The sequence below is a fragment of the Paenibacillus sp. FSL M8-0212 genome, from assembly GCF_038004645.1.
Taxonomy (GTDB): Bacteria; Bacillota; Bacilli; order Paenibacillales; family Paenibacillaceae; genus Paenibacillus.
Genome location: NZ_JBBORP010000001.1, coordinates 2,994,077 through 3,016,367, shown reverse-complemented (window position 1 = coordinate 3,016,367; position 22,291 = coordinate 2,994,077). Strand labels below are relative to the sequence as shown.

Below are 22,291 nucleotides of genomic sequence, written 5' to 3'. Positions count from 1 at the left end.
CTGCGCTTACCCTCTTTTTGCCCATTTCATCTATAACGATTTTTGATGGAATGTATCAGGAAGGCTGGAGTTCTCCACCATGAGAATCCTGCCTTTTTTTCTCTCCATTCTTCTCCGAATCAGAGGATTCTTGCTTCTCTTTCTTGGACTGGTTTCCCGATCTCTGTTGGGTAGATTCTTTTTTATCCTTTTTGCGAGGACGAAGGAAAAGAAACAGCACCATAGGGAACAGCACTTCAAAAACAATGGCGATCCATGTCCATTCCCGGGTAAAACGATAAAGCTGAATGGCGTTTCTGAAAAACCAGAATGCACAAACAAAGCCTAACAGTGCCACCGGACCTGTCATGACCTTTCCCGAAACGTTCGGAATCATTCGCTTCAGTCCCCAACAGACAAAGTACAGATCAAATGCAATCTTCGTAATCATGGCAGGCAAGGTCGCCGCTGCCAATGCCAGGTCAAACCGATCCAGAAAATCACTAATTTGCAGCTGCCTTGCCAGTTCATATGAAGGGTATACCAGTCTGGAAGCAATAGGCACACCAATCGACGTGATGGTTTCCACAAGAATCAGCATCATCAGCAATCCCGAGATGATGATGCCCCATAACACAGGCTTGAAGCGAAAATCACTGCCTTTGACGACAAAAGGCAAGGCGATCATCTCTCCATAAAAAGAAAATATGTACCAACTTCCTTTGCCTACACCTGCCACATCGACATGAAAATAGGGCATCAGATTATCCATATTCAACTGTTGAATAAGCATGAAAGGCACAATGATAGAGTTCAACAGGAACAGGGTAACATATAGTTCTGACATTCCGATCAACGAACCCAGCCCACCTCTGACGATAAATACCGCCATAATCATAAGTGACAATACCACAATGGATATCGGCGTTGTCTCTAGCAAAGTTATACTTACATAATCACCAATTAATCGGATATCTCTAGCGAATATGAAGAAAAAAAACAAAATGTACATTACGCCTGCGAGTCTCCCCATAAAGGGGAACCGCTCAACAAGCGCCTCAAATAGATCCTGATTCGGAAATCTTCGCTGAATTCGGCTTACCATCAACATGGATATAATCATCACGAGAACAACTGGCACATACGAGAGATAAGCGTGCTGCTCCGCATAAAATATGGCCTGTGCATGGGGTTGAATCAACGTGCCCGTCATACTGAGCAGCATCACGAGCAGTGCAATCTGTCGAGAAGTCACACTTTGATTCATACCATACCTCCTTTCTATCATTTAATTGGTACTCCGCACCATTTCTGGTCCGTATCTATGGAAGCGGTAAGAATCGCTGGATGACATGGCTGATCCATACCGCTACAAAAAAGGTTTTACTTAAATGGGTTACATAGAACCAAAGGCCAGTTCCTAATGCAATCAAGCCATAGGATAACCAGCGATTAATGACCGCCGCCTGCTTCAGATGTCTGAAATCCATCACAATGACGATGATGACCATCCCCAGATAGGTGAACAACAGTGGTTTAATCATGTACGATATCCTCCTCCATGACACCGATCGGTTTATTGACTACCCCTACATTTTCAATAATGACGTGGGGGACAACATTCACCTCAACATCAGGATAGATAACATCCCATCGATCCTTAAGTTTGTCCCATTCTTTAGGCAATTGTTGATGGATCGACCGACCAATCCCGAGAATATCGGCATGATATTTTTGCTGTATTAATCGAACCCCTTCAACGATATCCTCTTTTATTTTTTTGTGGATCGCGTCATTTAATTTTAAAATCTCTTTTTCACGCAGATCACCGTAATTGGATTCGTTATCTACAACCACACCTTTGGCATACAATTGAACGGTCACAGTAACCTTGTCATTCTTGACACTGGGGTGCAGTGAAGAATTGTTCTCGTTCAATTTGATGAATATATCTCCATCTCCGCGCGGAGCCTTGACCATAACTTCTGGTGCATTGGCTTCCCCCATGGCGAGAATCAGGGCATCAGCGGGAGCCTTGTCAATCATGCCAACCAGTTTATCCTTCTTGAAAATGGCCAATCCATCCAACTTGATGTTGGTTTTGGTGTCCTTCCAACTTTTCGGAACATTGTCCACTTTCGAAGCAACCGGCAGGAATGGATCTACGCCTTCACTAAGAATGGAATCGGTGAACGTTTTAAGAGAACGTGGATTACGCATATTTAGAAAGCACAACTCTCTCACCATCTCGGATGGAAACTTCTCTATAGGTGCATCCGTATCCATGACTTCATATGCCGCACCTTTCGTAACAACAGGTAATGCAGAGAATCGGTTGAGTGGGTACCGCGTAAACAAATCGAGCATCGGAGCCACGCCATCCCGGGCAAGGTCCTCTCCAATAAGCAGGGTACGACGATGCGCATAATAAATCGTTCGTGAGAGTGCTTTTTGGCCTTCAAGTGTAGTCCCCCTCAGTGTCTTCGCGGTGTTGGACAACATGAACCATGATTTGTCCCCGCTTGTACCACCGCCACCTCCCGAACTGCCGGTAGTACCGGATTGACCGGGAAGTGCAATCTGGAGACTGGATCTGTAATTGTCGTCCTCCTTATCAACAGCTACGCCAATCACAAAGGCAATATCATTAATTTCCTTACGATCCCAACATCCTGCTATGAAAAGGGTACACAGCAGTAACATCAATGCAGCGCGGAATTTACGAATAAGAAACATGTGTTCACCATCCTTCCTCAGCTTCAGGCGAACCATTGATCTTGTCTTTCATCCGTTTCTGGTTATCCTGAACCGTAGAAGGACGATTGATCATTTTCCACCACGGCACACGAATAAGAATATCCTTGGTATCTGTTTTACTGTACGGGCTAAGACCTGACAGATAAGGCACACCAAACGAAGTCATCTGTGTCAGATGCACCGAGATCAGGACCAAACCGATGACGATGCCATATAGTCCAAGCATACCTGCCAGTAACATGATCGGAAATCGGAGCAAACGCACGGTAATCGCAAAGTTAAACCGCGGAATTGTAAATGAAGCTATACCTGTCATGGATACGATAATAACCATTGGTGCGGACACAATCCCTGCCTGAACTGCGGCCTGCCCAATCACGAGCGCACCGAGAATACTTACTGCCTGACCGACTGTTTTTGGTAACCTGACCCCCGCTTCGCGGAGGGCTTCGAACGACAGCTCCATGATGAGAGCTTCAACCAGTGCCGGAAAAGGAATAGCTTCCCGTGCCCCGGCAATACTCAGTATCAATGTGGTTGGCAGCATGTCCTGGTGAAATGTCGTAATAGCGATGTACAGCGCTGGTAGAAATAGAGCAATGGCTACGAATAAAAAGCGAATCCAGCGTACCAGATTACTGATGAAGAATCGTTCATAGTAGTCCTCACTGGCCTGAAGCATCTGCCAGATCGTGACTGGAGCAATTAACGCGAAGGGCGTGCCGTCTACCATAATGGCAAACCGCCCTTCCAATAGGTTGCCTGCTACTGTATCCGGACGCTCGGAATAGTGCATCTGCGGGAATGGAGAGTACGGGTGGTCTTCAATCAGTTCCTCGATATACCCCGTCTCCAGAATGCCGTCGATCTTTATTTTTTCCAGACGTTTCTTCACGTCCCGGATCAACTTCGGATCAGCAATATCGTCCAGATAAGTCAGAACGATATCGGTCTTGGTTTCTGTGCCTAGTGTCATACTCACCATCTTGAGAGAGGGAGTTTTCAGCTTGAACCGCAGTAAAGCCGTATTCACACGGAGCGTTTCGGTAAATCCCTCCCGCGGTCCCCGAATCACGGATTCTGTCTGCGGCTCCTCCACACCACGTCTGACGCCGCCTTTGACATTGAACATCCAGGCTTTACTATTTCCATCGATCACCAGAAGGGCTGAGGATGCCAGTACCCCTTCTGTCGCAGCAGCCCAAGTGTCCACTCGCTTCACCTGTGTCAGCTCAACGGTTGTATCATCCAGTGGAACATCAGGTTCATCTGTACGTTGCTGCACCAGCCCTCGAATAATCGGACGCAGCATATGCTCCTGGATATCAGCCGAATTGACAATGCCTTCGATATAGACCAGAAGTCCTTTCACTTCAGGCGTAATCATAACGTTGCGAAAAACCACATCCGAGCAATCGGAGAATATCTCCTTTACCGCTTGAATCTGAGTTTCATGTACTGCACTAATCGGCTGCCGTAGAAAAGGCGGGGACGGCAGTCCCAAAGGGATATGTTTTTTCTCTTCTGAAGCTCGTCCCGGTTGTCGGGACTTGTCTTTCCCAGATGTTTTGTTCGCCATATGCCGCCCCTCCGTTCTTGTTTTTTATACAAGGTAGCTTGTGCCAGACAGCCGGGAATTATGTGGTCTTTTTTGCAAAATTACGATTAAATCCTCTGAGTTTTCAGACAGCAAAAAGGCCTCTGTATTTAACAGAGACCTTCCTGACACCCAACGCATACATTGTTACTTCACTTTAGTTGATACTTGCGTCCACTTCTTTAATCATTTCTTGAATGGATTCCAATCCACCGCCAGACAAGTACCAGTAATTCGGATCCAGATAGACAATATGTCCTTCTTTATATGCTGTTGTATTCTTCACCAAATCGTTCTCGATCACTTGTTTTGCCGGAGATGCCTCACCGTTACCTGCAACCACTGCACTGCGATCAACGACAAAGAGGTAATCCGGATTCTGCTCCATGACATATTCAAATGAAACGCTCTGCCCATGTGTGGATACTTCAATGTTCGCATCTGACGGAGTAAAACCAAATACGTCATGAATAACGCCAAAACGGGAACCGGCACCATAGGCGCTCAATTTGCCTTCATTTGTCAGGACGATTAGCGCATTTTTACCTGCAGCCGTTACTTTGTCACGTAGTGCCTTAACCGATGTTTCAATCGATGCAATGGCTTCTTCTGCTTCTTTTTCTTTACCAAAGATGTCCCCGAGGGTCTTCACGTTACTGGTCAGAGAATTCATATAATCTGCCGTATCTACCGCCATATATATGGTTGGTGCAATCTCACTCAGTTCTTCATACGAATCCTGGAGTCGTCCCGAGATTATGATCAGATCTGGTTTCATCGCATTGACTTTCTCAAAATCAGCTTCTTTCAGACCACCAACATTGGTGTACTTCGCATCATTATACTTGTCCAGATAAGGAGGTACACCTTCCTGCGGAACACCTGCAACTTCTACGCCCAGCTGATCCAGTGAATCCAGTACACCGTAGTCAAAAACAACGACCTTCTCTGGATTTTTCTTTACTGTTGTTTCACCCAGTTTATGTTTGATAACCACTTCTTCACTTGCTTGATCTGCGGGTGCAGCAGCTTCTGATCCTGTGCCACTGCTTGCACCTGTTTGATCTGACGCCTTATTCCCACCACAAGCTGCCAGTACAACCGACAACACCACGAATAACGTAAACAACCAACCCTTTTTCATGAATAAACACCTCTCGCTCTCTATATTGGACTCCCTTTTCACTCACGCAAAATACACACAAATCTTACGTCCATCAATCCATTGCACAGGAATGTGCATGTCATAGACACTCTGCAATACATCCGTATCGATGATGTCTTCCGTCTTGCCTTCTTTCACTACGCGTCCATCCTTAAGCGCAACAATATAGTCGGAGTAACAGGAGGCAAAATTGATGTCGTGAATGACAATGACAATCGTTTTGCCGAGTTCATCCACCATTCTGCGCAGCACTTTCATAATCTGAACAGAATGTTTCATATCCAGGTTATTCAAAGGTTCATCGAGCAAAATATACTCGGTGTTCTGGGCAATCACCATGGCGATATATGCCCGCTGCCGCTGTCCGCCACTCAGTTCATCCAGATACTTCTTGCGGAATGGGGCCAGTTCCATATAGTCGATGGCCTCCTGAATCCACTGTTGATCCTCTGGTGTGAGCCTTCCTTGTGAATACGGGAACCGGCCAAAAGCCACAAGATCCTCCACAGTTAACCGAATATTGATGTGATTGGACTGTTTGAGGACTGATATTTTGCGCGACAAGTCCTTGTTCTTCCAGCTTTCAATCTCGCGCCCTTCAATTAGGACTTGTCCTGTATCCTTGCTGATTAGCCTGGTAATCATGGATAACAAGGTACTTTTCCCAGCTCCATTTGGACCAATAAATGATGTAATCTTTCCTTTGGCAATGTTCAGTGATACGTCATCCACTACCCGGACGCCGCCGTATTGTTTTGTAACATTTCTGACTTCTACCACGACTTATTCTCCTTTAGCAGTAAATAGATGAAGTACACGCCGCCTATAAAATTTATAATGACGCTAACGGTCGTAGCAAAGGTAAACACCCGCTCTACAATGAGCTGTCCGCCAACCAATGCAACGACTGCGATCATGACCGAACCCCAGATCAACACTTTATGCCGATGTGTCCGGAATACCTGATGCGCCAGATTCACGACCAGCAGCCCCAAAAACATAATTGGACCCACCAGCGCTGTGGAGATCGAAACCAGAACCATCACCACCAGCAGCAGCCTCTTCACAATGTAATCGTAATCCACCCCGAGATTCACTGCGTGATCTTTGCCGAGAGACAGTACGTCGAGATATTTGGTAAACTTCTGCGCGTACAGCAGGATCAGAATAATCGCAGCGATTGAGATGATCAGCAGATCCGTATTCACATTGTTAAAGCTCGCAAACATCTTGCCCTGCAACACAAGGAACTCATTAGGGTCAATCAGTACCTCCATGAAGGAAGACATGCTCTGGAACAGCGTACCCAGGATAAGACCCACCAGCAGCAACAGATAAATATTACGCCCCTGTTCCCTGCGGAACATGAACTGATGCAATAGTAAAGCAAACAACGTCATGAGCAGGACAGATATTGCAAAATTAAGATTTTTGTTCACAAAGCTGATATGTGTGCTTCCAAACACAAACACCGCAAACGTCTGAAATAGCATATACAAGGAATCGAGGCCCATGATGCCAGGTGTCAGAATTCGGTTGTTGGTTATCGTTTGGAAAATAGCTGTAGAGTACGCAATGCAGGCACCTGTCAGTACAATGGCGAGAATCTTTTTTCCTCTTCGAGGCAATATGTAATCCCAGTTCCCTCCGGATTGAATGACCAGAAATATGCCGATCAATAATACTGCCGCTGCAATTAACAAGACCAACTTCCATGTATTCGCCGTATATTTCATTCTCATGATCCATAAGCCTTTCTTCGAAGCAGTAAATACAGGAATAATACACTTCCCACAACTCCCACCGTCAGACTGATCGAAAGTTGATAAGGATAAATAATTAATTGACCCAGAATATCGCAGACCAGAACGAAGATCGCACCAAGCACTGCCGTATGAGGCAATGTATCACGTAAGTTATCCCCTTTGTACAGTGTTACGATATTGGGCACGACTAGGCCCAGAAACGGAATTGTACCTACCGTAATAATCACTACCGCTGAAACCATCGCCACCAGGATCAGTCCGATATTCACAACTCGTCGATACGCCAGTCCAAGGTTGGTTGAGAAATCTTCGCCCATCCCTGCGAGTGTAAAACGATTAGCAAACAGGTACACGATAATGAGCAACGGAATACTGATATAGATCAGTTCATAACGTCCCTTCATGATGGTGGAGAAGTCACCTTGCAGCCAAGACGAGATGTTCTGGATCAGGTCGTTTTTATAAGCAAAAAATGTTGTAACGGAGCTTACAATGTTGCCAAACATAAGACCTAGCAAAGCGATATATATCGTATCCTTGAACTTGACTTTCTCCAGAATTCGCATGAAAATCAGTGTTCCCGCCAGAGCAAAGGCAAAAGCGACCAACATTTTTTGCAGAGGGGATGCTCCCGGGAACCACATTAACGTCACAAGAATACCCAATCTGGCTGAATCCATCGTTCCAGCTGTTGTTGGGGAAACGAATCGGTTGCGTGTCAGCTGCTGCATAATCAGTCCGATTACACTCATGCTGATCCCGGCGACAAGGATGCTGATCAGGCGGGGAAACCGGCTAACTTGTAATACTTGTAGCTGGACAGAGGACAAATGAAATATATCCAATGGTGAAATGTCTGAATTGCCAATAAATATGTATACGATAGACAATACAGCCAATACGATCAACATATAACGTAACTTCATCTCTCTACTAATCCCCTTACCGATCGCCGTAAAACATTTGTAGTTGCTCTACCTCGCATCATTTGATATTGATACTCATTATCAATTAAGTGAATTATATCGATATTAAATTCATCATGTCAACCTTCGATTGCTTCTTTTTTCTTAAATTTCATGAAACAACCTGAAATACATATACTATAAGATTAATAATATATAAGGAAAAAAGCCTTCCAAGTGGAAGGCTTAATATTTATATAACGTGTAGTTAATCCGCAAAATAATCTTCAGGCACATAACGAATCTCCGACTTCGCATAGATGCTTAGCGTGTGACTCTCCCTGTCGTATACTACCCGTTCACCATCTACGTAGTACCAGTGTTTCAAAAGGGGCTGATCCTTGCGTTGGACGAAGCGAAATACGTTTAACTCGTGTCTAAGCTCCATAATCTGTTCCACAATCTGCTTGTCCAGGCCCGTCACGGTAAATATGAAACCTGTACCCTCCTGTTGGAATCGGTAGGACAGGGAATCTGTTTTGCTATTAGCCAATCCTCGCCCGGTCACCGCATGTTTGACCATAAACCATTCCTGTTGCGCCATACGTGTATATCCTCCTTCATCTTGGAGTTCATTTCATCAGCCATCTACGGCAAATCAATAATCATATAGAACGTATCTTCGTTTCCTTGCAGTTCGATTGAATCCCGCTGTTCCACACGAGCCGTGTCGCCTTCGTTCAACAGGTACTCTCCATCCAATCCCAGCTTGCCTTCGATGGAGAAAATGTACATTCGGCGGCCTGCATCCTGATTAAAGGTTAACGTTTCGTCTTTGGCTAATCGGCCAAGGTAGATCGTCATATCCTGATGAATGGTCGCAACTCTTGGGCCCCCATCTGGGGATACAATCGGCACGAGTGCTCCTGCCAATGCCGCTGGATCAAATGATGTGGTCTCATAGGATGGCTCCAACCCTTTTGTCTGTGGCATGAACCAGAGCTGAAGCAAACGTACTTCTTCGATATCGGATGCATTATGTTCGGTATGAATCATGCCACTGCCTGCTGACATCCGCTGGATACCGCCAAAGCCTGTAACGGCTACATTGCCCAGATTATCTTCATGTCGCAACTTGCCGTTTAGTACGATCGATACAATCTCCATATCACTATGCGGGTGAGCTCCAAAACCGCGACCAGGCGCAATCACATCGTCGTTCGCTACCCGCATCGGTCCAAACGCCGTATTCTCCGGGTCTTGGTATTCTCCGAAAGAAAAGCTGTGACTACCACGAAGCCAGCCTCGATCGAAGCTGGAGCGGGCATCGGATGGAATGACGTTAATCATAAAATGCATCCTCCTTATTTTTTCTTAGTAGCATACTTATTCTCATTGTAACAAACCAAAGGCATGTCGTCCAAACGAAAAAAGTTCTCTACTGATCAGCCCGGTTCGCAGATACAATTCCCGAACCGGCCTGGCCAATAAAGAACCTCGTTACAGGACTCATCCTGCACTTCATTATTTTTTAGTAATCGTTAGTCAATTCAAGCACTCACATTCTGGCGAGCGCTCCCCTGTCTGGAGAACAGATAATCCACGGCCAGGAAGCGGCTTCCTGTGAAGAGCAGTGTCAGGGAACCCGCCAGCAGCAGGTAATCTAACTCGGTACCACTCAGGAACGGCTCACCCATTTTGGCTGTAAACAGAACGCCAACCATCACGATGGCAAACAGGGCAGCAAACACACGTGTTCCCAGACCCAGAATCATCGCTGCACCACCCACCAACTCAATAATGGCTACAACGGATGCAAGAAATCCGGGAATACCGATACTTTCGAAAAAACCTACTGTACCGCTGATTCCACCTTCGAATTTACTCCAGCCATGTAATACAAAGATCAATCCGATCATAATCCTTGAGAAAAATAATCCAATCTCTACACTTTTATTATTCATGTTCATCATCCTTCCTAGTGTTATACTCGAACTCACATTTAGCTAAGTTGATTCATCCAATGGACCAAACAAACAAGATAGACAGCAACAGGAAAACAGTAGCCGACATCAGAACGGCGTAGCGTGGTAACCTCAGCGTCACGTCCTGTTCTGGGTCCAGCAGACGTGAAATTCGGACATTCACCGACGTATCCGCAAATGAGGATTGAACGGTCAGTTCTTTGGCTCCCCAAGGTTCAGGACAAGCACGGAGCAGCTTGAGCAAAGCACTGCCAATGCCTGCCACATTACCTGTACGCTCAATGGCCTCATTGTCTGCCAGAATTTCTCTAACGATATTGTAATGTTTCGAAGTATGCTTCAATACGGGAATATACGGCATCATGATTGCAAATACCGATAACAGTGTCGTCTTCAGTGGGTCACGGTGCCACAGATGATGGACTTCGTGATACACAACTGCCGTCTCCTCTTCTGTATCCAGCATCGTCAGAAGCCCCGTGGAGAGTACGATACAAGGCCTCCATAAACCAATTGTAAATGCAACCGGAGAATGCTTGTCCACGACAATGAATCCTGGCTGTCCGAGATGGTGATACTTGGACTCCAATTCGCGGGACAATGCACGCACCTCCATGGAGCGGAGTTTACGTACGGCTGCTCTCGTTTTCATCATACGGACCGTTAGCAACCAGCCTGTTCCCGCAAATGTCAGCAATACCAGTGCCAGCAGGAAATGTCCCACAGATAACCATCCCAATCGACTCATCCAATGATTGCAGAGCCAGAGCAGATTAAACGGGATATCCCAGCCAAAAATTTTGTACATCGCGTACATGAACATCTGCATGAACACGAGTAACGGAATGCCAAACCCGACGGTAAACAAAAGTTTCGAGCGGGTCTTCCACATATTAATCGCTATCCTTTTTCCATTGTTTGATCTTCTGTTCCAGGCGTTCAATCAGACCCGCATCTGCTTCGTCCAGCGCATCCAGCATATGATTCAATGCCAAAGCTCCGAATTCATCCACCAACTCATGTGACAGTTCCTTGGATTGGTCGTTCATAAACTCCTCCTTACTCTGTACCGGTTGGTACAAAGATGTTCTGCCCTTCTGAGACTTTCCGAGAAGTCCCTTGTCCACGAGCCGGTTCATCACGGTCATGACTGTATTAAAATTGACGTCTTTGTCTTGTTCAAGTGCGGTCTGCACTTCACGGATGCTGCTGCCAGGACGAGCCCATAAAATGTCCATGATCTTGGCCTCCAGCGGACCGAAAAATCGGTTGAGCCCACGCTCACCCACTTTGAAATTGTGTATTCTCATGTTCTGACACCCCTCACACTACCCATTGTAGTGCCATCAAATGAGAAGTCAACCTCTATGTCAGCTATTTTATGTAAATGATTTGTAAATTTGTTTTCCATTTCAGCAAAAAAAAGCGAAGGACCGGGAAATTCCGCACGTTCACGGTTTGCCCGGTCTTCACCGAATATCAGTCTTTATGATTTTGTGAGAATATGGTCACACTGTACTTCATTTTCCATCCTGTGACGGCATATGTGCAGAAATATCCACGCCGAGTCCATGAGCCAAACGTCCGCCAAGCTGTCCATCCGCCCGGAAGAAATGGCACAGGGCACGCATTTGAATATCGACAGATACTCCCTTAAGGTCATTGATCAGATTATCCAGCAAATGCTGCTGCTCTACAGGGGTAAATGAACGGAAAAGCTCTCCTGACTGCGTGTAATCATCCGTTTTCTCGATTTTCTCGCGTGTAACATGCCCTTGCAATGGGGCCTCACTGTCCCGGTATGCCGGATCTTCCTGCGGGCTGGTTCCTGAACTGTTGGGTTCATAGTTCACCGGAGATGGATCTTGATTCACATTCATAAGTCCATCACGCTGATGATTACGAACAGGTGCATACGGGCAATTCACCGGAATTTGCAAATAGTTCGTACCAAGCCGGTGACGCTGTGTGTCCGGATAAGAGAATAAGCGTCCTTGCAGCAATTTGTCTTCGGAAGGCTCAATTCCAGGTACAAGCGCACTAGGAGAAAAGGCAGCCTGCTCCACTTCAGCAAAGAAGTTTTGCGGATTCCGATTCAGGGTCATGGTGCCCACCGTATGGAAAGGCAATACATCTTCAGGCCATGTTTTGGTTGGGTCGAGCGGATCAAAAGCAAAATCATCCATCTGCTCAGGCTTCAACAGCTGTACCTGAAGCTTCCACTGCGGGTATTGCCCGTTCTTGATATGTTCATGCAGGTCCCGGGTAGCATGATTAAAGTCCTGCCCTTGTACCTCGGCAGCTTCCTGACGAGAGAAGCCTCGTACGCCCTGTGCAGACTCCCATTTGTATTTCACATAATGGACCTGCCCTTGTGCATTAATCCATTTGAAAGCATGTACGCCGAAACCATCCATCTCCCGATAACTTGCCGGTGTGCCCAAATCTGAGAACAACCAGGTCATCATATGTGTTGATTCCGGTGAGAGGGTCATAAAGTCCCAATAACGGGCTGGTTCCTGAATGTTTGTATCCGGAGCCGGCTTCAAGGAATGTACCATGTCGGGGAACTTCATCGCATCACGAATGAAGAACACAGGCAGATGGTTGCCGACGAGATCATAGTTGCCTTCCCGAGTGTAGAATTTGACAGCAAATCCACGTGGATCTCGTGCAGTCTCTGGTGATCCCGTACCATGAATAACGGTTGAGAAACGAACCAGTACATCCGTCTCCGTACCCGGATCTTGCAGGAAGTCTGCTGTTGTATACTCCTTCATGCTCTGCTCCAGCGTGAATACGCCATGAGCACCTGCACCTCTTGCATGTACGACTCTTTCTGGAATACGTTCACGGTCAAAGTGGGCAATTTTTTCAATGAGATGGTAGTCTTCAAGCAGTGTCGGCCCTCTTCTGCCTGCTGTGCGGGAATGCTGGTTGTCACCTACAGGTGCTCCCTGATTCGTTGTCATACGTTCTGTCATCCTGTCGTCCTCCTCTAATGGGTCTCACGGCTGCTATATATCTACTATTAAAATCATATTCGGCTTCGAATTAAATATACATTTAGACTTGATCTAACTGTTAAATTGATTCTAACATGTCCTGCTCTGCTCTTGCATGAGGTTCACATGAGTTTAAGATGAGGTTCTTCAACACTTCATGAATGAAGCATGAACATGTTTTTAAGGGAATGATCCATATCTGCCTATCTATTAAGTAGTACCCGAAAAAGCATGAAGTGAAAGATAAAATTTAGGCAAAAAAAAGCGGACTAATCCGCCAGGCGGTAGCCCACTCCTCTTACTGTTACGATATATTGCGGCGAAGACGCGTTATCGCCCAATTTTTTGCGCAAGCTTTTGATATGAACATCGACCACATTACTTCCGCCCGTAAAGTCTGTCTCCCAGATATCACTGAGCATCTCCTCACGGGAAATGACTGCACCTTTGGCATCAATCAGCTTGAGTAACAGATCATATTCAGTCTTGGTTAGATGAATCCGGGTATTATCGCGTTGCACACTCATCCGTTCACGATCGAGCCACAGATCCTTGAATCCAATACGATGCCCTTCCTCAGGCAAAAAACCACGTTTGGGCAGAGCAGGACTGTTGCCAATCATGCGCTGTACCCGGTAAAGTGCTTCCTGCGGGCGTGCAGGCCACACCAGCAATTCCTCCTGAAGCATCGGTCCACTCGCGCTGCCAATCATCTTCTCACCGACCAGATACAAACAAGGCGTGGTATGTTCCGCCTCCCGGTTCAATCGGCTGCTGATCCCAGCGAATGCATCTATGGTTCCTGCAACAGACAGATCATAGATCAACAGATCAAAGACAAGACGCTCATGCAGATCCGGTTCCCAGCGATGAAAGACCAGTACATCAAAGCAGCTATCCGTTAAGGCTTTTACCAGTTCATGAACCTGCCCCGGCATCGGGCTGATCAGAATAACACGCCTTGTAACAGGACAATTGTCCACAAGCGGTGTTGAGTCGGACAAGGCTGGTTTAACCCTAAGGGGTAAACGGCGGCCAGGCAGTTTTATTTTTACTTGATCCGTTTGTTTCTGCATTCCCCGCAGACACCTCCAAAGACCACATGAGCATGATCGATTGCATATCCGGTTTCTTCAGCTACCTGTTTCATCCATTGTGGAGGAACCTCCGTCATCACCTCGTCCACTTTGCCGCACACTTCACACATAATGTGCTGATGATCATCCATACGGGCATCGTACCGGCTTGCTGTCTCTCCGAGTTTAAGTTCCCGTATCAATTCTTTGTCCGTCAGATAACGAAGCGAATTATACACCGTACCATAGGCCAGATTATATCCTTGTTCCACGAGTCGATTCATGACATCAGCAGCTGTCGGGTGATCCTCCGAATGGCGCACCACATCGTATACCGCTTGCCGTTGTATCGTCAGATTTAAAGTTCTCACAACCATTTCTCCTTTATTATTGATCCATTTTATATGAAATCAGACACTGATCTTCTACTTATGATGGTCTTCCGAAAAAGAAGGAATACATTTTGATTTAGATTAAGTATAAATCTTATTGTATATTGAAGTCAATATCGCTCTAACATCCTGTATATGCAAATAAAACACCTTTCCCAGCAATCCCCTCATAAATTTGGGATAATATGGTTCGCTACAGCACCACTTTTCAGATAAAATATAGGGATGTGCGTATAAAGGGGGAATGTCGGTTGTTTAGCACTTTTTTCATTAATATCTGTGTCATGATTACATTTATGTATGTGTCCGGGATCATCGCGAAGTTCTATAGTATCCGATTGCCTTTTCCCTCGTTACGTGTTCAGTTGATCGGCGGCTTATTATTCGGTATATATGGCACAGTACTCATGAACTATTCTTTTCCTTTGAACGAGACTACGATTGTAGATCTACGGCATCTGGCCATCGTTACCGCAGCGGTATATCTGGGAGGATTGGCTTCGGTCGTTACGGGACTAATGATCTCGATCCTTCGTATTCTGATGTTCGGCTTATCTTCCTCTGCCATAGATGCAGGATTTGTCATGACACTGATCGGACTGTCCGGTGTATACTTCGCCTATGCTCCCTGGTCCAGACTGACCAAAATAATTACAATGAATCTGCTTGGCATAACATTAATCTTTATCATCCTTATGTTGAACACGGACAGCATGAATTCATTAATGAAGGTATATCCGTTACAAATGACCATTTCCTTTGTCGGTGGATTATTTATCTATTTCATCGCTGAATTCATTAATAAATCCAATGAAATGTTATTTCTATTGGAGAGAAGAGCATCTACCGATCATCTTACCAACCTGAGCAATCGACGACAGTTCGAAAAATCACTTCAACTGGAACTTCAGCGTGCGAGGGATTACCAACAGAAGCTTTCCTTGCTTGCCATTGATATTGACCGATTCAAAAAGGTAAACGACACCTATGGTCATTCCGCCGGCGATGCGGTCCTGAAGCAACTTGGACAACTGCTCGTTGAGCATGCGCGTTCTGCTGATATTGTGTCACGAAACGGTGGGGAAGAATTCGCCATTCTCTTGCTCGACTGTGGACACCGTCAGGCCGTAGCTACCGCCGAATCTATACGGCAGGCTGTAGAGAAATACCATTTTGCTCTGCCCGATGGACACACGACACGTCTAACCATTTCCATCGGTGTAGCCGTGTATCCCGATCATTGTGATGATCATGACGATGACGATTTCTTCGAACAGGCCGACCGTGCTTTATATGAAGCGAAGAATACAGGGCGTAACCGTGTGTGTGCCTTATCTTTTCGTTCCTTGCCTCTTACACTTTAAAGTAAGATCTAACCTTTCAATAAACTAACCTTTTCAACCTTCTCAAAAAAGGGATGTCTCGCTCGCCTATTCAGGCGCACAGGACATCCCTCTTTTTATGGATCATTACATATCATCTCAGCTTGTGTGCTGACAGGAAATCAAGCAAGAATGCTCTCAATCTCTTCGATAATGGCAGCATCCAGCTTCACGCCAGATGCAGCCGCGTTCTCTTTTACCTGCTCGGGACGACTCGCCCCTACAAGTGCACTGGATACATTGTTCTGGCGTAGAATCCAGGCAAGGGCCAGTTGGCCAACCTTCAGATCCAGCTTGTCCGCCACTTCAATCAGTTGACGAACTTTCCCGATGCGATCCGCATTGATCTTTCCTTCGTCCCATCCTAGCTTAGCCGCACGGCTATTCTCTGGGATATCGGAAACGGACGTATATTTCCCCGTCAATAGACCTTGAGCAAGCGGGGAGTATACGACTTGTCCGATGCCTTTACGCTCGCCAAGCGGGATAATCTCATTTTCGATATAACGGTCAAACATGTTGTACACTGGCTGATTGACCACGATACGATCGAGGAGCAGACGATCTGCTGTACCTAATGCATCTTCCATCTGAGCCGCAGTCCACTGGCTGACGCCAACATATAAGACTTTGCCTTGGCGTACCAGATCATCAAGAGCGCGGAGTGTTTCTTCAATTGGTGTTTCAGTATGATAACGATGGCAGTAATAGATGTCGACATATTCAACGCCCAGGCGCTTCAAGCTGGCTTCACATTGCTCCTTGATATGTTTGCGAGACAACCCCTGGTCATTCGGACCATCACCCATTTTGCCAAATACTTTGGTTGCAAGTACATAAGAGTCACGGGAATATGCTTTGAGCGTCTGCCCCAGCAGTTCTTCTGCTGCACCCCGTTCGTATACATTGGCAGTATCAAAAAAGTTAATGCCTTCATCAAATGCAGTTTCAATTGATTTCACCGCATTCTCACGTTCCACATACCCTCCGTACGTCAGCCAGCTTCCCAGGCTGATCTCGCTCACTTTCAGTCCGCTTCCACCTAATCTGCGATAATCCATTGATTGCATATCCTCCTCTGTTGGTTATAAAGATGAAGTTCACTTTCTATTGTAACGTAACCAGCTCGGAATAAAAGGGCTTTGGCTCAGAAAATGGAAAATGCAAAGAAGCGCACCTATAACAGGTACGCCAATTAGTATATTCCTTCATCTGTCTGCTCGTTTAAGGCAGCGTAATACTCAATGCATTCAACAGATCAGCCTGTCTGACCGGCTTGGTCAGAACAGCATCAAAGGCTTCTGCTTCATGCAATTCAATGTGCATACCATAAGGAACAAGAACAATGACGGGCAGATTCTCCAGTCTCTGTTTCAGTTCATGTACAAAGTCGGCTGCGCCGCCTTCCAGTAATCCCATATCCACAACGGCTACATCCGGCATGAATCCTTCCTTGATCCAATCATGCGCTAATGTCAAACCCGAGGTCATGTGTACATCCATCTCCCACCTACGCATCAGGGAAGAGACGCCTTGCAGAATGTCAGGGTCCTTGGCAAGCAACACCTTTTTCCCTTTTAACCGCTGCTGAACACTTGCGAGTTGAGGTAACTCCCAGTATCTGCGTAACGGAAGGGAAATGTTGAATTCCGTCTCATTTTCCTGCACACTACTCACCTGAATACGGCCATGCATGAGAATGGCAAGATTCTGGCTTACAGCTAAACCCAGATTGCTTCCAATCAGTTTTTGAATATTCAAATTTTCATCTTGGCTGTTAAAGGTTTGTGTCTTCTTGTCCGATAACATCTGACCCGTGTACTTCACCTTGAGCAGAAGTGTACCGTTCTCTTCCAATTCTTCTCCATTCACTACTGCTGTGATCAGAACGGAACCTTCACGCGTTGAATCGAGAGCATACTGAATGACGTGTGCAAGCAACTGTCCAATCTTGACTTCATCACCAACGAACACTTGAGATACATTCAGTTCAAGATTTAATCCCAGCTCAATGTTCTTGCCTGTCGCAATACCGGCATAGAGATACACCGTATTCTCAATGGTACCTACCAGATCAAACGGATCATCATGTATAACCGTTTTACCTGCTTCATTAATATTGAAATTCATCATATTATTAAGCAAGGAAAGCAGAATATTGCCGCTTGTCTCAATCATGTTCACATATTGGGACTGCTCCTCGGGCATATCCGGTGTGCGCATCAGATCTGTCAGTCCCAAAATACCGTTCAAGGGATTGCGAATCTCGTGACTCATCAACTTCAACATCTGTGTTTTGGTCATCGCCTCAGATTCGGCTCGTTCTTTCTCTGCCTGGAGCTGTTCTTGCATTTGTTCCGAATCACTCAATTTCCGCTCCTGAACATGCAGCGTACTTTCCAGATCGACAACATAACCCAGGAATACAGCCATCGCCTTCAGTGTCTTCAAATCGGTTTCGCTGATCACATACCCAGGATCATCCATCAGACAGATGGTGCCAAATGTTTCGCCCGATCTTCTCATAATAGGCACGCCCACGAAGAAACGATTGCCAAGTCCGCTCGTAACGCCCATGGATCGTGTCATCGGATGTTCACATGTATCCGGGATCGTAAGAACACTCCCGTTGTCTCTTAATACCAGGCTGCAATATGAATCCGTAAATGGAAGTGCACTGCCTTTAACAACTAACTCTTCCGTACGATTAAAAGCCTCCAAAATGACATTGGTCACCCCGTCATTGGTGGCAACGAAGATGGTATTAACCTTCAATATACCGCTTAATACGTCTACGATATGGGCCGCAGCTTCCTTAATATCTTCATAGAAGCCTCTCGTAATGCCTTCTGCCGTCCCCATGATCCACCCCTTTTGTCTTAGCTGCACTTTCAAATCTGTATATCAGAATGTTTAATCACGTACAGGGGTTCATCAAGAATCCGAATAACTGTCACAATCTATACTTATATGATTAACACCGTAGAAGTAAAAGAGAATCATACTCCCTGCCGATAGCCTGTTTTTGGACAAAAGCAGGTCTTGAGTTGATGGTTTAACAACCAAAAATGGTTTGCAAATCGCCTTTTCAGATGGATGAAAGTCCATCTTGTCTCACTTCGAATATTATCCTTGCAGGATAACTAGAAATTATACGCTTCTACTCAGACTTTGGGAACCTTTATCCACAGCAATTAAAGGAAAGTCCACGTTGCCCACTACGTTGTGTGACCATTATCACACCCAAAAAACCACATATAGTTTATAAATGGATAATATGAATCTACATATAGTATTTAACGTGAATTGAATGATACCCAAAATCATTTTAGGAGGAACCTTACATGAACATGCTTGAGTATGCCACTCCACCGGCATCCGATCTATTATCCGACCTGGGAAGACGAATTATTGGCGCAGAAGACGCCGATACGCTGAGGGAAAATGCGAATCTGAACGGAGACTCCTTCAGCGGCAAGATGAGCAGGCTCGGTTCGGAGACAGCCAAGTGGCATGCTCTGCGTCATGTGTTGCCGGAAGAGCTTGCCCAAGCTGTGGAGAACGGGGATCTGTATGTACACGATCTGGATCAGTATGCGCTTGGAACAACCAACTGCATCTTTATCCCGTTTGACCGTCTTCTTGCTGCGGGTTTCAATACAGGCAACGGATCGGTTCGCACACCTCAGACGATCATGTCTGCAATGGCCTTGGTTGCGATCATCTTCCAATCCCAGCAGAACAGTCAATATGGCGGTGTATCGGCCAATAAGATTGACTGGGATTTGGCCCCTTATGTACAACGATCGTTCCGCAAACATTACCGCAAAGGGCAACGCCTCTTTGGTGAGCATGCCCTGCTTGAGGATGAACAGCTTTATCTGGACAGCATCGAAGCGAAAAATCAGTGCCCGCGCGCATATGCCTTCGCCTATGAAGAGACTGAGCTGGAGACAGGACAAGCTGCTGAATCACTGATTCATAACTTGAACACAATGAGCAGCCGGGCAGGTGGTCAGATTCCATTTACTTCACTGAACTATGGATTATGTACATCAGCAGAAGGACGGTTGGTATCACGCTCGTTGCTGGAAGCAACCATTCGTGGCCTGGGCAACGGGGAGACTCCCGTGTTCCCTCAACATATTTTCCAATGTAAACAAGGGATCAATCAGGCTCAAGGAGAGCCGAACTATGATTTGTTCCGCCTCGCAGTCACCTGTTCATCCCGGCGGATGTATCCCAACTTTGTCAATGTGGATGCTTCTTTCAATCTGCCTTACTATCATCCGGAAGATCCGGATACGATCATCGCAACTATGGGATGCCGCACACGTACACTGGCTGACCGGTTTGGTCGCAATCGTCAAAGTGGTAAAGGTAATCTGTCCTTCAACACTATTAACCTTGTCAAGCTCGGCATCCGGTTTGGCATCTGCCAAGGTGCCAGAGCTGTTGCTGACCGTGCCGGATTCTACACGGCTTTAGAGTCGGTTATGCATAATGCCGCTTCCGGCCTACTGCACCGCTACCGAATTCAGACAGCACAGCCTGCCAAGGCATCGGACTTCATGATGCGGGAGGGTGTCTGGGAAGGTGGAGAACAGCTTGACCCGAACGAGCCGGTTGCCGATCTATTAAAGCATGGAACGTTATCTCTTGGTTTTATCGGTCTCGCAGAATGTATGACAGCTCTCTATGGGCGCCATCATGGGCAGGACCCTCATGTACACCGCGAAGCGCTCAACATTATTCGGACCATGAGAGAGTTCTGTGATCGGATGAGCGAGCAGCATAACTTGAATATCACACTGTTTGCCACACCTGCTGAAGGGTTATCCGGCAAATTCACGAAGATCGATAGAGAACGATACGGCCTCATTGCCGGAGTTAACGATCGTGAGTATTATACGAACTCATTCCATATCCCGGTATACCACACTCTTCCAGCTTATCGGAAGATTGAACTGGAGGCCCCATTCCACACTTTATGTAACGCAGGAGCAATCTCCTATGTGGAGCTTGACGGGAACGTTCGAGCCAACACCGCAGCTTTCCTGCGAATTGTACAGTATACACTGGCGCAGGATATCGGTTATTTCTCCATTAATCATCCGATTGATCGCTGCCCTGCATGTGGTTATGAAGGCGTCATCGGGGATGTATGCCCAGGCTGTGAAGCCCACGAGAACCATGTGCACTTCCAGCGGTTACGCCGCGTAACCGGTTATCTGACTGGAGATTACAAAGTACGCTTCAATGCTGCGAAGCAGGCCGAAGTGCGGGATCGGGTGAAACACCGGTGAATCTATATGGTTACATTCCGGAATCGGTAAATGAAGGGACAGGCTTACGGGCCGTGTTGTTCATCAGCGGATGCCGACACGCCTGTCCGGGCTGCTTCAGTCCGGATTCATGGAGCTTTCGAGCGGGTGAGCCTTTTACAGAGGATCGGCAGCAGCAGATTCTGCATGAAGTGACGACCCATCCGCTGCTGGATGGCGTTACGTTATGTGGTGGTGATCCCTTTTTCTCAGCAGCAGAATGTACGTCATGGGTTCAGCAGCTCCGCGCTGCACGTCCTGATCTGACGGTATGGGCATACACGGGATTCGAATATGAGGAGCTGGTCACCGACCCTGTGAGAGCGGAGCTTGCCCGATTGTGCGATGTGATTATCGACGGGCAATACGTTGAAGCAGAGCGTGATGTCTCCCTGCCCTTCCGCGGCAGCCGGAATCAACGTTTGATTGATGTGCCTGGCACAATGGCAAGTCACACCATTGTGACGCACACACTCATATGAGGCAGTATATTATCCAAACCATGGCGAAGCGAGTACAACCGCTGTAATGAACAGCAATTGAAGCATCAGACGTGGGAAAACTGGCCACACAGCTTTGCCGCCTATGGTTAACTTCTCACGGGCCGCATGGACATTAGCCGGGAACATGACAATGAGCATGAGCAGCAACCCTGTAGAGGCAATCCATGCAACACCAGGTATAAGTAAACCAACTGCGCCTGCGATCTCCAGGATTCCAGTCCACGTGACGATTTTCTCCTTGTGAACTAATCCACGAGGAACCATCTGAACCAAATCGGATCTGCGTTTGCCCCAGTGTGCGGATGCGCTCAACAAAAACATGACGACAACCGCACCTTGCAACGCAGGATGCCAATGATTAAACATCGGAACTCCAAGCCAGCCGATCCCGCGAAGTATCATAAAAGTTGTGCATAATGCAATAAGTGGTGCCATTTCTTATCCTCCTTCATCAT

Annotated in this window: 22 protein-coding genes; 3 read left to right on the top strand and 19 right to left on the bottom strand. The window is 46.5% G+C overall.

All coding sequences use genetic code 11. The annotated features are described in order from the left end of the window. Positions 1–55 precede the first annotated feature (55 nt). The 16 genes from MKX68_RS13445 to MKX68_RS13370 all read right to left on the bottom strand — a co-directional run bounded on the left by MKX68_RS13445 (position 56) and on the right by MKX68_RS13370 (position 14,606). Positions 56–1,246 (bottom strand): GerAB/ArcD/ProY family transporter, encoded by a 1,191-nt coding sequence (locus tag MKX68_RS13445; RefSeq protein ID WP_340912196.1) that lies wholly within the window; start codon positions 1,244–1,246, stop codon positions 56–58. 55 nt (positions 1,247–1,301) lie between these two features. Beyond that, positions 1,302–1,523 (bottom strand): hypothetical protein, encoded by a 222-nt coding sequence (locus MKX68_RS13440; protein ID WP_338588895.1) that lies wholly within the window; start codon positions 1,521–1,523, stop codon positions 1,302–1,304. After that, positions 1,516–2,715, bottom strand: coding sequence for a Ger(x)C family spore germination protein (locus MKX68_RS13435; RefSeq protein WP_338588898.1), 1,200 nt, complete (start codon positions 2,713–2,715; stop codon positions 1,516–1,518). The genes MKX68_RS13440 and MKX68_RS13435 overlap by 8 nt, the downstream gene beginning before the upstream one ends. 4 nt (positions 2,716–2,719) lie before the next feature. Next, positions 2,720–4,315 (bottom strand): spore germination protein, encoded by a 1,596-nt coding sequence (locus MKX68_RS13430; protein WP_338588900.1) that lies wholly within the window; start codon positions 4,313–4,315, stop codon positions 2,720–2,722. A gap of 175 nt (positions 4,316–4,490) precedes the next feature. Further along, on the bottom strand, positions 4,491–5,477 hold the full coding sequence (locus MKX68_RS13425; RefSeq protein WP_338588902.1) for a siderophore ABC transporter substrate-binding protein: 987 nt from the start codon (positions 5,475–5,477) through the stop codon (positions 4,491–4,493). A gap of 42 nt (positions 5,478–5,519) precedes the next feature. Further along, entirely contained in the window at positions 5,520–6,278 is a 759-nt protein-coding gene (locus MKX68_RS13420; RefSeq protein WP_091036066.1) for an iron ABC transporter ATP-binding protein, read from the bottom strand. Next, positions 6,272–7,240 (bottom strand): iron chelate uptake ABC transporter family permease subunit, encoded by a 969-nt coding sequence (locus MKX68_RS13415; protein ID WP_340912191.1) that lies wholly within the window; start codon positions 7,238–7,240, stop codon positions 6,272–6,274. Before MKX68_RS13415 ends, MKX68_RS13420 begins: the two co-directional genes overlap by 7 nt. Further along, positions 7,237–8,190 (bottom strand): ABC transporter permease, encoded by a 954-nt coding sequence (locus MKX68_RS13410; RefSeq protein ID WP_091036063.1) that lies wholly within the window; start codon positions 8,188–8,190, stop codon positions 7,237–7,239. The genes MKX68_RS13415 and MKX68_RS13410 overlap by 4 nt, the downstream gene beginning before the upstream one ends. Positions 8,191–8,437: 247 nt before the next feature. Further along, positions 8,438–8,773: a hypothetical protein gene (locus MKX68_RS13405; RefSeq protein ID WP_339788263.1), complete on the bottom strand. Its 336-nt coding sequence runs from the start codon at positions 8,771–8,773 to the stop codon at positions 8,438–8,440. 44 nt (positions 8,774–8,817) lie between these two features. Further along, positions 8,818–9,519: a pirin family protein gene (locus MKX68_RS13400; protein WP_340912188.1), complete on the bottom strand. Its 702-nt coding sequence runs from the start codon at positions 9,517–9,519 to the stop codon at positions 8,818–8,820. A 200-nt stretch (positions 9,520–9,719) separates the two neighbouring features. Continuing rightward, complete coding sequence (locus MKX68_RS13395) at positions 9,720–10,133, bottom strand: DoxX family protein (protein WP_091036057.1); 414 nt, start codon at positions 10,131–10,133, stop codon at positions 9,720–9,722. 52 nt (positions 10,134–10,185) lie between these two features. Then, complete coding sequence (locus MKX68_RS13390) at positions 10,186–11,022, bottom strand: M56 family metallopeptidase (RefSeq protein ID WP_340912184.1); 837 nt, start codon at positions 11,020–11,022, stop codon at positions 10,186–10,188. Positions 11,023–11,047: 25 nt separating this feature from the next. Then, a complete protein-coding gene (locus MKX68_RS13385) occupies positions 11,048–11,464 on the bottom strand; it encodes a BlaI/MecI/CopY family transcriptional regulator (protein ID WP_017691824.1) in 417 nt (138 codons plus the stop codon). A gap of 210 nt (positions 11,465–11,674) precedes the next feature. Continuing rightward, on the bottom strand, positions 11,675–13,138 hold the full coding sequence (locus tag MKX68_RS13380) for a catalase (protein ID WP_340912182.1): 1,464 nt from the start codon (positions 13,136–13,138) through the stop codon (positions 11,675–11,677). A 290-nt stretch (positions 13,139–13,428) separates the two neighbouring features. After that, complete coding sequence (locus tag MKX68_RS13375; protein ID WP_338588920.1) at positions 13,429–14,235, bottom strand: winged-helix domain-containing protein; 807 nt, start codon at positions 14,233–14,235, stop codon at positions 13,429–13,431. Continuing rightward, positions 14,211–14,606, bottom strand: coding sequence for a Fur family transcriptional regulator (locus MKX68_RS13370; protein WP_036612807.1), 396 nt, complete (start codon positions 14,604–14,606; stop codon positions 14,211–14,213). The genes MKX68_RS13375 and MKX68_RS13370 overlap by 25 nt, the downstream gene beginning before the upstream one ends. Before the next feature lie 272 nt (positions 14,607–14,878). Here MKX68_RS13370 and MKX68_RS13365 point away from each other — a divergent pair, with 272 nt between their 5' ends. Then, positions 14,879–15,991: a GGDEF domain-containing protein gene (locus tag MKX68_RS13365; RefSeq protein WP_339788248.1), complete on the top strand. Its 1,113-nt coding sequence runs from the start codon at positions 14,879–14,881 to the stop codon at positions 15,989–15,991. Positions 15,992–16,131: 140 nt separating this feature from the next. Here MKX68_RS13365 and MKX68_RS13360 read toward each other — a convergent pair whose 3' ends face one another. Both MKX68_RS13360 and MKX68_RS13355 read right to left on the bottom strand, forming a co-directional pair. Continuing rightward, complete coding sequence (locus tag MKX68_RS13360) at positions 16,132–17,070, bottom strand: aldo/keto reductase family protein (protein ID WP_100528312.1); 939 nt, start codon at positions 17,068–17,070, stop codon at positions 16,132–16,134. A 163-nt stretch (positions 17,071–17,233) separates the two neighbouring features. Beyond that, entirely contained in the window at positions 17,234–18,871 is a 1,638-nt protein-coding gene (locus MKX68_RS13355) for an ATP-binding response regulator (protein WP_340912176.1), read from the bottom strand. Positions 18,872–19,353: 482 nt separating this feature from the next. Here MKX68_RS13355 and MKX68_RS13350 point away from each other — a divergent pair, with 482 nt between their 5' ends. Next, positions 19,354–21,315: an anaerobic ribonucleoside triphosphate reductase gene (locus MKX68_RS13350; protein WP_340912173.1), complete on the top strand. Its 1,962-nt coding sequence runs from the start codon at positions 19,354–19,356 to the stop codon at positions 21,313–21,315. Then, the gene (gene nrdG, locus MKX68_RS13345; protein ID WP_338588933.1) at positions 21,312–21,815 is read left to right on the top strand and encodes an anaerobic ribonucleoside-triphosphate reductase activating protein; all 504 of its coding nucleotides are present in this window, start codon (positions 21,312–21,314) and stop codon (positions 21,813–21,815) included. Before MKX68_RS13350 ends, nrdG begins: the two co-directional genes overlap by 4 nt. 9 nt (positions 21,816–21,824) lie before the next feature. Here nrdG and MKX68_RS13340 read toward each other — a convergent pair whose 3' ends face one another. After that, entirely contained in the window at positions 21,825–22,271 is a 447-nt protein-coding gene (locus MKX68_RS13340; protein WP_338588935.1) for a DoxX family protein, read from the bottom strand. Between the last annotated feature and the right edge of the window lie 20 nt (positions 22,272–22,291).

Excerpts from the sequence above, each read along its gene's own strand:
- MKX68_RS13445 (WP_340912196.1), bottom strand. The coding sequence starts at position 1,246 with ATGAATCAAAGTGTGACTTCTCGACAGATTGCACTGCTCGTGATGCTG.
- MKX68_RS13440 (WP_338588895.1), bottom strand. The coding sequence starts at position 1,523 with ATGATTAAACCACTGTTGTTCACCTATCTGGGGATGGTCATCATCGTC.
- MKX68_RS13435 (WP_338588898.1), bottom strand. The coding sequence starts at position 2,715 with ATGTTTCTTATTCGTAAATTCCGCGCTGCATTGATGTTACTGCTGTGT.
- MKX68_RS13430 (WP_338588900.1), bottom strand. The coding sequence starts at position 4,315 with ATGGCGAACAAAACATCTGGGAAAGACAAGTCCCGACAACCGGGACGA.
- MKX68_RS13425 (WP_338588902.1), bottom strand. The coding sequence starts at position 5,477 with ATGAAAAAGGGTTGGTTGTTTACGTTATTCGTGGTGTTGTCGGTTGTA.
- MKX68_RS13415 (WP_340912191.1), bottom strand. The coding sequence starts at position 7,240 with ATGAGAATGAAATATACGGCGAATACATGGAAGTTGGTCTTGTTAATT.
- MKX68_RS13410 (WP_091036063.1), bottom strand. The coding sequence starts at position 8,190 with ATGAAGTTACGTTATATGTTGATCGTATTGGCTGTATTGTCTATCGTA.
- MKX68_RS13405 (WP_339788263.1), bottom strand. The coding sequence starts at position 8,773 with ATGGCGCAACAGGAATGGTTTATGGTCAAACATGCGGTGACCGGGCGA.
- MKX68_RS13400 (WP_340912188.1), bottom strand. The coding sequence starts at position 9,519 with ATGATTAACGTCATTCCATCCGATGCCCGCTCCAGCTTCGATCGAGGC.
- MKX68_RS13395 (WP_091036057.1), bottom strand. The coding sequence starts at position 10,133 with ATGAATAATAAAAGTGTAGAGATTGGATTATTTTTCTCAAGGATTATG.
- MKX68_RS13385 (WP_017691824.1), bottom strand. The coding sequence starts at position 11,464 with ATGAGAATACACAATTTCAAAGTGGGTGAGCGTGGGCTCAACCGATTT.
- MKX68_RS13380 (WP_340912182.1), bottom strand. The coding sequence starts at position 13,138 with ATGACAGAACGTATGACAACGAATCAGGGAGCACCTGTAGGTGACAAC.
- MKX68_RS13375 (WP_338588920.1), bottom strand. The coding sequence starts at position 14,235 with ATGCAGAAACAAACGGATCAAGTAAAAATAAAACTGCCTGGCCGCCGT.
- MKX68_RS13360 (WP_100528312.1), bottom strand. The coding sequence starts at position 17,070 with ATGGATTATCGCAGATTAGGTGGAAGCGGACTGAAAGTGAGCGAGATC.
- MKX68_RS13355 (WP_340912176.1), bottom strand. The coding sequence starts at position 18,871 with ATGGGGACGGCAGAAGGCATTACGAGAGGCTTCTATGAAGATATTAAG.
- MKX68_RS13350 (WP_340912173.1), top strand. The coding sequence starts at position 19,354 with ATGAACATGCTTGAGTATGCCACTCCACCGGCATCCGATCTATTATCC.
- MKX68_RS13340 (WP_338588935.1), bottom strand. The coding sequence starts at position 22,271 with ATGGCACCACTTATTGCATTATGCACAACTTTTATGATACTTCGCGGG.